Source organism: Klebsiella sp. RHBSTW-00484 (assembly GCF_013705725.1).
Taxonomy (GTDB): Bacteria; Pseudomonadota; Gammaproteobacteria; order Enterobacterales; family Enterobacteriaceae; genus Klebsiella.
The window spans coordinates 5,067,836-5,080,426 of the sequence record NZ_CP055481.1 but is presented as its reverse complement, the minus strand read 5'-3'; the positions used below and the strand labels follow the sequence as shown (position 1 = coordinate 5,080,426).

Below are 12,591 nucleotides of genomic sequence, written 5' to 3'. Positions count from 1 at the left end.
CAGTGTTTTTTTATTTTTGACTTTAAAAAGGGGAGAAATGCCCTTAGAGGTAGCCTAAGCCTGTCTTTGGTACATCTGTTGCTATCCGATCAGCATTGAATAGTAAGGTGATTATCAAGCAAACTAATGATTCAGAGAGTGTAAAGGGTAATGAACGACGTCAGCCATCCGTTCTCATTTGGGTATACCTCAAGCATACCAGCACAGATCATCACTAAGTTGGTTCATTAAGTAGATTTTACAACTTAAAACGGACTATATATAATGAACTACTTAAAACAGACCAGTGGTGAATATCATGCGGGTATGGGCATATCTTCGAGCATCAACGAAACAGCAGGATGCTGACAGAGCATTAAACGAGCTAGAGGCATTTGCTCATTCACATGACCTGAAAGTATCAAAGTACTTCAAAGAGAATGAATCAGGTGCAAACCTACAGCGGCCTCAATTGTTCCTACTCCTGGAGATCGCTGAACGTGGCGATATTCTTCTTTGTGAACAGATTGACCGTATCAGTAGGCTTACTGGTGAGGACTGGAAAACTCTAAGGGCACTTATCGAATCAAAGGGGATCAGGGTCGTGTCATTGGATTTACCAACGAGCCACCAGCTTTTGAAAGTGCAGGATGAATTCACCGCTCGTATGTTTGAAGCAATGAATTCTATGATGCTTGATATGCTGGCAGCTATCAGCCGAAAGGACTATGAAGATCGGCGTAGGCGGCAAAAGCAGGGTATACAAAAGGCAAGGAGTGAAAATAGGTACAAGGGGCGTCCGATAGATCAGGAACTCCATCGCAGAATTGCTGAACTTTTGTCCGATGGTAAAAGTTGGAATAAAGTACAAGATTTAATCGGCTGCTCAAGGGCTACTGTTGCGAAAGTATCGAAAAAAATGGCAATTACAGCACTGTAATAACTGAAAATTTCTGGAAATACCTATTTTATAACAAACAGTTATAGCGGTAGGGGGTAAAAAAAGGACATATGGCAAATAGCCGTCCATATATCCTTTTGATATCTATATGAAATACTAAAAGTACCGACTGGTTTCTGATGGATTTTTATAGATTATTTTCTTTATATAATTTCTCTAAATTCAGTGTGATATTCTTTTTATTCAATTCTTTTTCTATACATGACCAGCGTTTACGCTCAGCCTCCTTAAGGGTAGCAACAGTTTTATCACTATCAGATTTACTCATGCTACTGATATCTGATTTGAAATCAAAACTAAGATCATCATATCTCTGGTGTTCCGGTTTACAAACTCCAGAAATTGCTTTATCTAAGTACTTGCTATCTTTTTGTGCATCATATGTCTTATACGCGGCGAAAGTTGTAGTACTGAATAATAAAGTGAGCAATAATATTTTTTCATTTCGTGCGATCTTTTTTATTTTGAGCATGTTTGTGTCAATGTCATATTGGCATTAAAATCGATCATAATTACTTTTATAGTATTGTCATTCAATACATATACAAAGAAATTACTTGATGAATTCCCATATTTTCTTGAACCATCATCTGCAATTTTATTGAATTTTGCTGTTTCAGTACTACTCTCAACTTCACGAGAGGATAGTTGAGTTGTCAGTACGCTATCGGTGATAGTATATGTGATGCGAGTGGCAGCATCAGAATAGAAACCAGAATTATGCTTTGTACCTTGGCGAGTTTGGGTAATGGCATCAAATTTATTGCAGATATAAACGTTCTTATTTTTTTCGTTAGAACGGTTATAGGTAGTGTTTTTTACCTGAACAGGGTTCTCGGAAATTCCCCCCCCCACATTAGAAGGGAAAAATCTGGCTACGCCGATGCTCATTGTGAGCATGAATAGCAAACTACTTGATATCAATGCAGTCAAAAAAGTCCTAACATTACCTCTGCCTTTGTTACGGCAACTATTCGCAATCTTCTTATAGGAAAGTACTGAAATAAAAATACAGATAACAATGACAACTAAACCAATCATGTAGATCCCTTTTAAGTCATATCATTTCTGAATGAATAAACGTAATTGAATATTCATCAACTAATTTTTATCACGTTACCTTTACCGTCAACGGTTACTTTTATGTTCTTTGAACAATTCCGGCATTGACCAACTCCAGTACCATTTTTAGATACTCCGGTCTGAACGGTTGTAGTACTGCCGCAATGTGGGCATGTAATCGTAAAGTAATTCGCCACTATATATCCTCTTTTATCGTCAAAATTTAATAACGTTCAGGCCAGATAACATGTACTGCCACATCGATATAAGCGGCAATAATTTGCTCTCCTTTAGGCCAATGTCTTTCGAGAGCGTTATACAATGTTCTCTCATGTAACCCATTTTCTCTTGAGAGTTGTGCAAGCGTGCCTCCTTTTTTCTTGATAGCAGCAAGTATATCGGCCCTATGCCAGTTCTCAGTACTGGCATTTTGCACCTTTTTCTGACATCCTGATTGTTTATGAATACTCATAATGACCACTCGTTACTTACATTGAGAACATGATTGATCATTATAAGGTATAAGTCAAATCATAATAAGGAACATTCTTTCCTTTAATTGAACGGATAGCAGGGTGTAAATGGCTGACAAGAAAGAGAGCATTGTACAGTTCAGTGAAAGACTGAAATCGATTGTTCCCTCTGGTTCTGGACGGGAGTTCGCGAAGAGAGCTGGGATTGGGTACAGTACTGTACATAACTACCTTCAGGCAGTTTCAAGCCCTACCTTGGAGAATCTTGTACTGCTTGCTAAGGCTGGGAATGTATCAGTAGAATGGTTGGCTACGGGCAAGGAATTTCGGGATGTAACTATTAAAGCAGCACATGAAAGTTACAACGAAAGAGTATGCAAAATTCCTTTTTATGAAACCAATGAGTTCCTTTTTATAGATGCTGAAATTTTCGCGTTCTCCCTGACTAAAACTGAGTACCTAACTGCACTTCGTGTCGATACTGACGTAATGGAACCTACTTTTACGGTTGGTAGCGTGTTAGTCATAGATCAAAGCCAAAAGCATCTTAAAGAAAGTAAAGTGTTTGTGATGCGTAAGGGCAGCAGTTATTTGTACAAGAGAGTGCAGATAGTTTCTGATGGGTATCGCTTGAATAGTGATAATGACAGATACAACGAAATAGTCGTCACTGAAAAATCTCTTTCTGGTTTCGATATTCTGGGAGCGGTGGTGTTAGTACTGAATTATTCTTAGTGTTGAGGGAGTAAGTAGTTGTTAGGTATATTTAATCTACAGGATGAGTAATATGTCGAAGAAATCGAAAGAAAAGAGTCTTTACCCAAGTACGCTTATTCATTTTACTAAAAAGTATGATACTTTGGTAAAAATACTAGAGTGTTCTTATTTTATAGCTTCTCACTCGACCGAGGAGATTCATGGTGAAAAGGTGAGGTCAAGAAAGTTTGCAATACCAATGGTTTCATTTTGTGATATTAGGCTGTCTCATCTTTTAGAGCATACTATTAAATATGGTGGGTTTGGCATAGGGTTAAAGAAAACATGGGGTATTGAGAGTGGATTGAACCCAGTTTTCTATGTTAGTAATAATTGTTCAATGGTTGATTGTTTAAATGATGCGTTGCGTAATTTTAAAGAAGAAAATTTAGCTGATTCAAAAGACAACCCTGATTATTCGATCCGAAGAGCACAGTACAGGGCTTTTATTAATCCTTTGCGTTACATGAAAAATTACGAAGGCACGTTAGCACGAAGAAATGAAGAGCCAATTTTTAATTATAGGTTTGCAAATGAGAATGAATGGAGATATGTTCCAGATATCCGTTCTGAGGTTGTACCAATACGGTTATCAAAAAATAAAATCTTGGGTGATAAATTTTTGGGAAATCACAAGGAATCTATGCTTCCATTTTCTCATGATGACATAAGGTATATTTTCGTAAAGAATGATTCATATTTAAATAGACTTATTAATATCATAAGTGAGAAGTATTCAGAAGATGTTCGTAATAAATTACTGGCAAAGATTTTTGTAACCTCAAATATTTTTGCTGATTTATAATGATTTAAAATTACTTGTAAAGCAGGATGATCTTTATTGCCAGTTCTTTATCATATTAAAACCACATTTACATAATGTTTTTAATGAAAATTTTAGTAGTGCTGATCGACAGTTTTTTCTTGGAAAAGAAAACTCTGTATCAGAGAGGTATCGGTTCTGCAATGGCATGAAGGTATCCGAGCTAATTTTTGCGATTCACCATTCATTATGGTTGCTGGTGATTCTTATGCAAAGAAGGCCAGCATTTGGCCTCTGCTTCAATCTAATGAGTCGTTGTTAAATGTATTATGGTTGAATCTTTTTACTTGTTCATCTTTAACTGAAATCAATAGGTTGGTTACGGGAGTGATATATTCTTCCCATCGAGATTTGCTATAAGTGGAAATAATTCTGTATACAAGGAGTTCGGTGTCGTGTGAATAGGAATAACTGTTGAAATGTTTATTTCCTATCCTTTCTTTTAATGTTTCGAAATAATAGTGATAGTCAAATTTATTACTGCTGTTTTTAGGTAGTTCATGGCTCTTGATATTTTTTGAGGTTTCGATTATTTCTAAGGTTTCTTTTATTTTCCTTTTTATATCCTCAAGCTCACGAGTTAAATTAACTTTTCCTTCGAGGGTGGCAGTTTTTTTCAACCAGCCTTCATATTTTAAAATGTATTCTTTGTGATAATTGCGGATCATTTCTTCAGTTATGTCATCGAGCATTATTTTTAAATTAAATTCTGGTAGGCCTGTTGAAAGCTCAGGCAACTTCAGACCATCTTGAGTTATCTTGAAGCTAGTTACATGCTCAGTTATTATTTTTATTATATTAGAAATTTCAGCGGGTAAAAAACTCCCCTTGTATGTTTTTTTTATTGCCGTTGATATATCCGATTCGGAAACATCTCCATCTATTATACCAATCACTTTCAGGGCTTTACCATTCCCCGAATCTATTAGTTCTTTTTCATAAAGCAAGCATCCAGCGAGTGCTTTTATGATGTTATGCCATACTCCACAATGTATAATTTTGAATGCACCATGATTTAACTCTTTGTAGGATAGGGCGTTAATTATCATGGACTCTGCGAATTTATCCTCACAAAATAATATAACTTTTGGTATTAGATGGCTTTTTTGTGAGCCGGATAATGTGATTTCATATTTTGTGCTGTCGCCACTTTTACTTTTTGATTGACTCTTAATACCAGTTACTCCAATGCCCGTATTTAATTTGATTGGATTCATAATGTAACTCCTGTGTGAAAAATACTTCTGATATATTTACACTGAAAACAATAAATGTATTTTGTGCAAGATTTTAAAAAAGAAAGTGATAATAAATTGGGGGGGATAATATATTAAGATGTGTAACTAACACAAGAAGAAAAGTGATTTATTGTTAATCAAAATTGTTGTGTATGGTAATAATAACGGTGCTGATTATGTTTTTACATCTGAAATTTTAATGTGGGATTAATTCATAATGCAGGGTGCCGTGACAATTGCACTGAGCTATATACTGGTATTGGCAGAGACGGCTATTTCGAAACTGTCTCATGTGGCTTCGTCACGAAGGGCTGGCGTGTGTTGTCAGGGCTTGGTTTTCGTTGCCGATGGTTTAGTCATGATTCACTTCTGAGTTAAGAGTTTACTCACTTAGTCGGGTGTCCATTATTCGCGGGTAGGATCAATCAGTGTCGTTATCTATGAAGGCAGATTTTTATACTATAAGTGCATACTTGATTTCGTGTAATTATTTTACTTTAAATTAGCGTACATAATCACCATCAGTTCAATAAGGGTAAAGCCACGTTGTTTATCCATAAGTTGCTCCTTGTTGTTTTCGGGAGCACTTTGCCGGGCTTTAATCCGCAGTGCGAGTCGCTGATCGCGCCTAAGGAAGCAAGGTTCCAGGCTTTTTTTGCGGGTTGCAGTGAGGGATTATCGGTGTGCGAGTCGGCTCGCAAAAAGAGCCCCGGTGCAGGATATCAACCGGGGCAGGACAGCTAGCGGAAACGCATTGAGAGATCGAGCGCGCGAACGTGCTTGGTTAGTGCGCCAACGGATATGTAATCGACGCCGGTTTCGGCAAATTCACGGATAGTATCGAAGGTGACGTTGCCGGAAACTTCCAGCGCCGCCTGACCATTGGTGCGCTTCACTGCTTCACGCATCAGGTCGGTGGTGAAGTTGTCGAGCATAATGATGTCAGCGCCCGCTTTCAGCGCTTCTTCAAGCTCTTCAAGGGTTTCGACTTCGACTTCGACCGGAACATCAGGGTGCAGCCAGAACGCTTTTTCTACCGCCTGGCGTACCGATCCAGAGGCGATAATGTGGTTCTCTTTGATCAGAAAGGCATCGGACAGACCCAGGCGGTGGTTCTCCCCGCCTCCGCACAGGACCGCATACTTCAGCGCCGTGCGCAGACCAGGCAACGTCTTACGCGTATCGAGAAGTTGGGTTTTGGTTCCAGCAAGCAGGTCGACATAGCGGTGGACTTCGCTTGCCACCCCGGATAATGTCTGCACGAAATTGAGCGCGGTGCGCTCGCCGGTTAACAGAACACGGGAGGGGCCATCCAGTTCAAACAGCGGCTGATCTGCCTTAACCGCGTCGCCATCGGCAACATGCCAGGTGAGGTTGACATCATCTCCGGCGAGCTGAATAAAGACCTCTTCTACCCAGCGTTTACCGCAAAATACGCCGTCTTCACGAGTGATCACCACTGCGTGCGAGCGCGCGTCTTGCGGCAACAATTGTGCGCTAATGTCGTTATTAGCATCCACTTCACCGCCCAGATCTTCCCGTAGGGATTGGGCGACGGCGTCAGTAATATCATGATTAACACGTTCCAGCAGCGCGTCACGGCGGCGGTCGGGATTGTAGCGACGAGGCGACATGATAAAGCTCCAGATAGATAGGATTCAGAAGTGGGAAACATGCTAACCTGAACCACGTTTCTGTACCACATCCACTTCATCCTTCTGGCGGCTTCACCGTGGGTCTCAAGTTAGTTTTGTGATGAGTGATAGTGCGTATAACAGCAGGCATTCTTTGGCCCTCGGGCGTTGCGAATGCGCAGGTTAGTAAAAGGAGACTCGACATGCAGTTGAACGGGGGATGGCTGGTAGATGCGCGTCGGGTTCCTTCGCCGCACCACGATAGCCGCCCGGATAATGAAACCCCTTCTTTGCTGGTGGTGCACAATATCAGTCTGCCGCCCGGCGAATTTGGCGGTCCATGGATTGATGCCCTGTTCAGCGGTACGCTCGATCCCGATGCTCATCCTTTCTTTGCTGAGATAGCCCATCTTCGCGTTTCGGCGCATTGTCTGATTCGCCGGGACGGTGAAATCGTGCAGTATGTGCCTTTCGATAAGCGCGCGTGGCACGCGGGCGTTTCCAGCTACCACGGACGCGAGCGCTGTAATGATTTTTCAATAGGCATTGAGCTGGAAGGGACCGACACACAGGCCTATACCGAGGCGCAATATCAGCAACTGGCGGCTATTACCCGACAGCTTATTTCGCTCTACCCGGCCATTGCAGACCATATTACCGGCCACAGCGATATTGCACCTGTGCGTAAAACGGATCCCGGCCCGGCTTTTGACTGGGCAAAATTTCGCGGTTTGTTAACCTCGTCGTCAGATAAGGAGATGCCATGACGTTGTTTACCACGCTGTTAGTGCTTATTGCCGAGCGTTTGTTCAAGCTGGGCGAGCACTGGCAGCTTGATCATCGGCTGGAAGTGTTATTTCGCCGGGTAAAGCATTATTCGCTGTTTGGTACCGTACTGATGACGGTTGCAGCGGTAGCGGTGGTCTTTATTATTCAGCGCTTGCTACAAGGGCAGCTATTTAACGTTCCGCTGCTGGTGTTCTGGATTTTGCTCGGCCTGCTGTGCATTGGTGCTGGGAAAGTCCGCTTGCATTATCATGCGTATCTGAAAGCCGCTGCCCGTGATGATAGCCGCGCCTGCGACGCCATGGCCAGTGAGCTTACCCTTATCCACGGCGTGCCGCCGGGTTGCGATCAGCGTGAATATCTCAGCGAGCTGCAAAACGCACTGCTGTGGATTAACTATCGCTATTATCTTGCCCCGCTGTTTTGGTTCGTTGTTGGTGGACCGTGGGGCCCGTTAACGCTAATCGCTTATTGCGTGCTGCGTGCCTGGCAAACGTGGCTGGCGCGTTATCAGACGCCACATCATCGTTTACAGTCGGGAATCGACGGTATCCTGCACGTAGTGGACTGGGTGCCGGTACGCCTGGTTGGCGTGGTTTATGCTCTGGTAGGGCACGGAGAAAAAGCGTTACCGGCCTGGTTTGCGTCGCTGGGCGATCGCCACTCTTCGCAATATCAGGTATTAACCCGTCTGGCGCAGTATTCGCTGGCTCGCGAGCCGCACGTCGATAAAGTGGCTACGCCGAAAGCGGCGGTTTCCATGGCGAAGAAAACGTCGTTGGTGGTAGTGGTGATTATGGCGCTGCTGACGATTTACGGGACGTTGATTTAACAACCTGAGATGCGCTTTGCCGGGCGGCGGCTTACGCCTTGCCCGGCCTACAAAACCCACCCCTGCAAGCGCAGTGCTACAACGTATCAGCCGCTGGGATGCCAAAATCAGGCATCCCATTTTCTTGCCAGCGAACCAATTTCAGACGGGTATGACGATTCGGATCGTACAGCGGATCGCCTTCGATTTCGGTGTAGTTGCGCGCGTGATACACCAGCACATCTTCTCCCTCCGGCGTTTGTGTAAAGCTGTTGTGTCCCGGCCCATACTGACGATTTTCGTAGCTGGTGCGGAACACCGGCTGCGGTGCTTTATGCCAGTTTTCCGGCTGGAGCGGATCGGCGTTGATGTCTATCCACAGTAAGCCCATGCAATAGTTTTCATCGGTAGCGCTGGCGGAGTAGCTGACGAACAGTTTGTCATCGTGGAACAGCGCCGCCGGACCCTCGTTGACCAGAAAGCCGCGACACTCCCAGTCAAACTCCGGCTTACTCAACATCACTGGTTCGCCTTTTAGCGTCCACGGGTTTTCAAGTTCAGCCAGATACAGGTTGGTGTTGCCCGCAATATCCGGGTCTTTTTGCGCCCACAGGTACCACTGCTTGCCCTGATGGTGGAAGGTGGTGGCATCCAGCGCAAAGGTATCAAACGGCGTTTTTACCTGGCCCTTTTCCTGCCACTTGCCGGTTAGCGGGTCGCTATCCGCGCATTCCAGAGCGAACATGCGATGCTGGAACATGCCCAATTCATCGAGATCGTGCGTGTGGCTGGCGGCAAAGTAGATGTACCATTTACCTTCGATTTCATGTAGTTCCGGGGCCCAAATCAGCTGACTCATTGGGCCGCTCTCCGGCTTGCGCCAGACCACCACCGGCTGCGCGTCGCGCAGGCCTTCAAGGGTTGCAGAGCGGCGAATTTCCAGTCGGTCATACTCCGGAACTGAGGCAATAAAATAGTAGCAATCCTGATGGCGCAGAATAAACGGATCTGCGCGTTGTTCAATAAACGGGTTTGGCCAGTTTTTCATCAAGCTTTCCTTACGTGTTCACTGGTTTTGTGATCCTGGAACTCATTTAGTTCGCTGTAGTTGATGCGGCGTTTCTCCAGGTCTGACTGAATTTGGCGCATGAACTCGCGATTCACTTTCAGCATGCGCACGACACCGGCGGTAATCAGGTAACCGACGCCAGGGATGACGCTAAACAGCAGCACAATACCGTTAACAGCTGAGGCGCTCTGCTCTTTAGCGCCAGCATCGTAGCCGTACCAGGAGAGCAGGAAGCCAACCATTGCCCCGGCAATCGCCAGTCCGACCTTCAGGAAGAACAGGTTACCGGAGAAGCTGATGCCGGTAATACGTTTGCCGGTCTTCCACTCGCCGTAGTCGTCAACGTCAGCCATCAGCGACCAGTGCAGCGGCGATGGGATTTGATGCAGAATATTCAGCAGGAAGTAGAGCACCATAATCATCATGGTGGCATGCGGATCGAAGAAGTAGAATGCGCAGGAGAAAATGGCCAGCACGATATTGGTCCAGAAAAATACCTGCAGTTTGCACCAACGGTCGGTCAGTACTTTTGCCAGCATGCTGCCAATCATCATTCCCACCACGCCGAGGCTGATAAACAGCGTCGCGAAGTGGGTGCTTTGCTGCATGACCCAGGTGACGTAATACATGGTGGCGGCCATGCGGATAAAGCCCGGACAGACGTTGCACAGGGTTAGCAGCAGGATACGTACCCACTGATCGTTCTTCCAGACGTCTTTCAGATCTTTTTTCAGTTCGTCGTTAGTCTGCACCGCCGGGCGTACGCGTTCACGAACGGTAGCGAAGCAAAACAGGAACATACACATGCCGATAAAGGCGAGCACCGTCATCGCCATCTGGTAGCCTTTGGCTTTATCTTCACCGCCGAACCAATCCGCCATTGGCAGCAGCGTCAGAGAGAGCAGCAGGGTGGCGATACCGACCATGACAAAACGATAGGACTGGCAGGCTACACGTTCCTGCGGGTCATTAGTAATCACGCTACCCAATGAACAGTAAGGAATGTTGATCGCGGTATAAGTCAGTGAGAGCAGGAAGTAAGTGACGAAAGCATAGATAACTTTGCTGTTGTAGGTCCATTCGGGGGTGGTAAACATCAGCACGCTGAACAGCGCGTACGGGAAGGCAATCCACAGCAGCCATGGACGAAAACGGCCATATTTACTGCGAGTACGGTCAGCCATTGCGCCCATAATCGGGTCGGTCACGGCATCGATAACGCGTACGGAAAGCAGCAGGACGCCGACCAGGGCCGGTGCGAGCCCGAAGATATCCGTATAAAAATAGTTAACAAACAACATGATGGCGCCGAAGATGATGTTACATCCGGCATCGCCCATCCCGTAGCCAATTTTCTCTTTAACTGAAAGCTTATTGCCATTCATGGTGGAGATCTCCCCGTTGCGGTATGGAGAGAATTATTAGCTGGATAATGGATAAATGCGTTGCAGGAAAAGGTCAACGATATGGACAAATAGGTTGTTGCGAGGAAAGTGTGAAGCAGATAACAATGCTCTGTGCCCGCAAAATGGCGGCGGGCACAGATTCTGGAGATGTATGATTATGCTTTTATGGCGTTAGCTGTTTTTTGCTTAAACAGATAGCCAATGCCAAGGATCACAATCCATACGGGGATCAGGTAAACTGAAATGGCCATACCCGGAGTCATTAGCATGATGACCAGCACACCGACCATAAACAGCAGGCAAATCCAGTTTCCTAGCGGATAAAACAGCGCAGGGAAGCGGGTGACTACGCCTTGCTGCTGTTTGGCGCGACGGAATTTGATGTGTGCCAGGCTAATCATCGCCCAGTTGATCACCAGCGCAGAAACGACCAGCGCCATTAGCAGACCAAACGCTGATTCCGGTGCGAAGTAGTTAATCAGGACGCACAGTGCGGTCACTACTGCGGAAACCAGAATGGTGTTAACCGGTACGCCGCGTTTATCGACGTTCATTAGCGCTTTTGGTGCGTTACCCTGCTGTGCCAGGCCGAACAGCATCCGGCTGTTGCAGTAGACGCAGCTGTTGTAAACGGAAAGCGCCGCAGTCAGTACCACGACATTCAGCGCGTTGGCCACAAAAGTATCGCCCAGTTCGTGGAAGATCAGGACGAACGGGCTGGTGTCAGCGGTCACGCGGCTCCACGGCAGCAGGGAGAGCAGAACGGCCAGCGAGCCCACATAGAAAATCAGGATACGGTAGATAACCTGGTTGGTGGCTTTAGGAATGCTTTGCTCCGGATTATCGGCTTCTGCTGCCGTAATACCGACCAGCTCCAGACCGCCAAAGGAGAACATGATAATCGCCATCATCATCACCAGCCCGGTGAATCCGTGCGGCAGGAATCCACCCTGCTCCCACAGGTTGCGTACTGTGGCCTGCGGTCCGCCGTTGCCGCTGAACAGCAGCCAGCCGCCGAACAGGATCATCGCCACGACGGCGACGACTTTGATGATTGCGAACCAGAATTCCATCTCGCCAAACACTTTGACGTTGGTCAGGTTGATGGCATTGATGGCAACGAAGAAGATGGCTGCAGAAACCCAGGTCGGGATTTCAGGCCACCAGAACTGGACGTATTTCCCTACGGCAGTGAGCTCTGCCATGGCCACCAGAACGTAAAGAACCCAGTAGTTCCAGCCGGAAGCGAAGCCTGCAAAGCCGCCCCAGTATTTGTAGGCGAAATGGCTAAATGAACCTGCCACAGGCTCTTCTACCACCATCTCACCCAGCTGACGCATGATCAGAAAGGCGATGAAACCGGCAATTGCGTAGCCCAGAATAATACCTGGGCCTGCGTTTTGGATGACGGATGCACTACCCAGAAATAAACCGGTACCGATAGCGCCTCCCAGCGCAATAAGCTGAATATGGCGGTTTTTAAGGCCGCGCTTTAGCCGATCGCCATGCTGTTGACCTTCCATCATGAAACCTCGTGTGTGGTTATGGTTATTATGTTTGTACGCGTCATCCTTCAGGTGACTTCTTCACCGT

At 45.7% G+C, this 12,591-nt stretch carries 14 protein-coding genes; 5 read left to right on the top strand and 9 right to left on the bottom strand.

Going from position 1 to position 12,591, the window contains the following annotated elements:
• The first annotated feature begins 298 nt into the window (after positions 1-298).
• A complete protein-coding gene (locus tag HV213_RS23905) occupies positions 299-919 on the top strand; it encodes a recombinase family protein (RefSeq protein ID WP_181483579.1) in 621 nt (206 codons plus the stop codon).
• Positions 920-1,067: 148 nt separating this feature from the next.
• On the opposite strand, the gene HV213_RS23900 is transcribed toward HV213_RS23905, so the two are convergent.
• The 3 genes from HV213_RS23900 to HV213_RS23890 all read right to left on the bottom strand — a co-directional run bounded on the left by HV213_RS23900 (position 1,068) and on the right by HV213_RS23890 (position 2,474).
• A complete protein-coding gene (locus HV213_RS23900; protein WP_181483578.1) occupies positions 1,068-1,412 on the bottom strand; it encodes a hypothetical protein in 345 nt (114 codons plus the stop codon).
• Positions 1,400-1,981, bottom strand: a complete 582-nt coding sequence (locus HV213_RS23895) for a hypothetical protein (RefSeq protein WP_181483577.1) — start codon at positions 1,979-1,981, stop codon at positions 1,400-1,402. Before HV213_RS23895 ends, HV213_RS23900 begins: the two co-directional genes overlap by 13 nt.
• 244 nt (positions 1,982-2,225) lie before the next feature.
• Positions 2,226-2,474, bottom strand: a complete 249-nt coding sequence (locus HV213_RS23890; protein ID WP_181483576.1) for a helix-turn-helix domain-containing protein — start codon at positions 2,472-2,474, stop codon at positions 2,226-2,228.
• A 109-nt stretch (positions 2,475-2,583) separates the two neighbouring features.
• On the opposite strand from HV213_RS23890, the gene HV213_RS23885 reads away from it, so the two are divergent.
• Positions 2,584-3,210 carry an XRE family transcriptional regulator gene (locus HV213_RS23885; protein WP_181483575.1) on the top strand — a complete coding sequence of 209 codons (627 nt, stop codon included), beginning with the start codon at positions 2,584-2,586 and terminating at the stop codon, positions 3,208-3,210.
• Positions 3,211-3,262: 52 nt separating this feature from the next.
• Entirely contained in the window at positions 3,263-4,036 is a 774-nt protein-coding gene (locus HV213_RS23880; protein WP_181483574.1) for an abortive infection system antitoxin AbiGi family protein, read from the top strand.
• A 257-nt stretch (positions 4,037-4,293) separates the two neighbouring features.
• Here HV213_RS23880 and HV213_RS23875 read toward each other — a convergent pair whose 3' ends face one another.
• From HV213_RS23875 to nadC, 3 genes are all read right to left on the bottom strand, one after another.
• A complete protein-coding gene (locus HV213_RS23875) occupies positions 4,294-5,271 on the bottom strand; it encodes a hypothetical protein (protein ID WP_181483573.1) in 978 nt (325 codons plus the stop codon).
• 513 nt (positions 5,272-5,784) lie between these two features.
• Positions 5,785-5,850 carry a prepilin-type N-terminal cleavage/methylation domain-containing protein gene (locus tag HV213_RS33805; RefSeq protein WP_181486493.1) on the bottom strand — a complete coding sequence of 22 codons (66 nt, stop codon included), beginning with the start codon at positions 5,848-5,850 and terminating at the stop codon, positions 5,785-5,787.
• Positions 5,851-6,032: 182 nt separating this feature from the next.
• The gene (nadC, locus tag HV213_RS23865) at positions 6,033-6,926 is read right to left on the bottom strand and encodes a carboxylating nicotinate-nucleotide diphosphorylase (RefSeq protein ID WP_181483572.1); all 894 of its coding nucleotides are present in this window, start codon (positions 6,924-6,926) and stop codon (positions 6,033-6,035) included.
• A 203-nt stretch (positions 6,927-7,129) separates the two neighbouring features.
• On the opposite strand from nadC, the gene ampD reads away from it, so the two are divergent.
• Both ampD and ampE read left to right on the top strand, forming a co-directional pair.
• Entirely contained in the window at positions 7,130-7,693 is a 564-nt protein-coding gene (ampD, locus tag HV213_RS23860; protein ID WP_181483571.1) for a 1,6-anhydro-N-acetylmuramyl-L-alanine amidase AmpD, read from the top strand.
• Positions 7,690-8,544 (top strand): beta-lactamase regulator AmpE, encoded by an 855-nt coding sequence (ampE, locus tag HV213_RS23855; RefSeq protein ID WP_181483570.1) that lies wholly within the window; start codon positions 7,690-7,692, stop codon positions 8,542-8,544. The genes ampD and ampE overlap by 4 nt, the downstream gene beginning before the upstream one ends.
• 76 nt (positions 8,545-8,620) lie before the next feature.
• On the opposite strand, the gene HV213_RS23850 is transcribed toward ampE, so the two are convergent.
• The 3 genes from HV213_RS23850 to aroP all read right to left on the bottom strand — a co-directional run bounded on the left by HV213_RS23850 (position 8,621) and on the right by aroP (position 12,524).
• A complete protein-coding gene (locus HV213_RS23850; RefSeq protein ID WP_181483569.1) occupies positions 8,621-9,571 on the bottom strand; it encodes a glycoside hydrolase family 43 protein in 951 nt (316 codons plus the stop codon).
• Positions 9,571-10,977 (bottom strand): glycoside-pentoside-hexuronide (GPH):cation symporter, encoded by a 1,407-nt coding sequence (locus tag HV213_RS23845; RefSeq protein WP_181483568.1) that lies wholly within the window; start codon positions 10,975-10,977, stop codon positions 9,571-9,573. Before HV213_RS23845 ends, HV213_RS23850 begins: the two co-directional genes overlap by 1 nt.
• Positions 10,978-11,153: 176 nt before the next feature.
• Entirely contained in the window at positions 11,154-12,524 is a 1,371-nt protein-coding gene (aroP, locus tag HV213_RS23840; protein WP_181483567.1) for an aromatic amino acid transporter AroP, read from the bottom strand.
• Between the last annotated feature and the right edge of the window lie 67 nt (positions 12,525-12,591).

Excerpts from the sequence above, each read along its gene's own strand:
- HV213_RS23905 (WP_181483579.1), top strand. The coding sequence starts at position 299 with ATGCGGGTATGGGCATATCTTCGAGCATCAACGAAACAGCAGGATGCT.
- HV213_RS23900 (WP_181483578.1), bottom strand. The coding sequence starts at position 1,412 with ATGCTCAAAATAAAAAAGATCGCACGAAATGAAAAAATATTATTGCTC.
- HV213_RS23895 (WP_181483577.1), bottom strand. The coding sequence starts at position 1,981 with ATGATTGGTTTAGTTGTCATTGTTATCTGTATTTTTATTTCAGTACTT.
- HV213_RS23890 (WP_181483576.1), bottom strand. The coding sequence starts at position 2,474 with ATGAGTATTCATAAACAATCAGGATGTCAGAAAAAGGTGCAAAATGCC.
- HV213_RS23885 (WP_181483575.1), top strand. The coding sequence starts at position 2,584 with ATGGCTGACAAGAAAGAGAGCATTGTACAGTTCAGTGAAAGACTGAAA.
- HV213_RS23880 (WP_181483574.1), top strand. The coding sequence starts at position 3,263 with ATGTCGAAGAAATCGAAAGAAAAGAGTCTTTACCCAAGTACGCTTATT.
- HV213_RS23875 (WP_181483573.1), bottom strand. The coding sequence starts at position 5,271 with ATGAATCCAATCAAATTAAATACGGGCATTGGAGTAACTGGTATTAAG.
- nadC (WP_181483572.1), bottom strand. The coding sequence starts at position 6,926 with ATGTCGCCTCGTCGCTACAATCCCGACCGCCGCCGTGACGCGCTGCTG.
- ampD (WP_181483571.1), top strand. The coding sequence starts at position 7,130 with ATGCAGTTGAACGGGGGATGGCTGGTAGATGCGCGTCGGGTTCCTTCG.
- ampE (WP_181483570.1), top strand. The coding sequence starts at position 7,690 with ATGACGTTGTTTACCACGCTGTTAGTGCTTATTGCCGAGCGTTTGTTC.
- HV213_RS23850 (WP_181483569.1), bottom strand. The coding sequence starts at position 9,571 with ATGAAAAACTGGCCAAACCCGTTTATTGAACAACGCGCAGATCCGTTT.
- HV213_RS23845 (WP_181483568.1), bottom strand. The coding sequence starts at position 10,977 with ATGAATGGCAATAAGCTTTCAGTTAAAGAGAAAATTGGCTACGGGATG.
- aroP (WP_181483567.1), bottom strand. The coding sequence starts at position 12,524 with ATGATGGAAGGTCAACAGCATGGCGATCGGCTAAAGCGCGGCCTTAAA.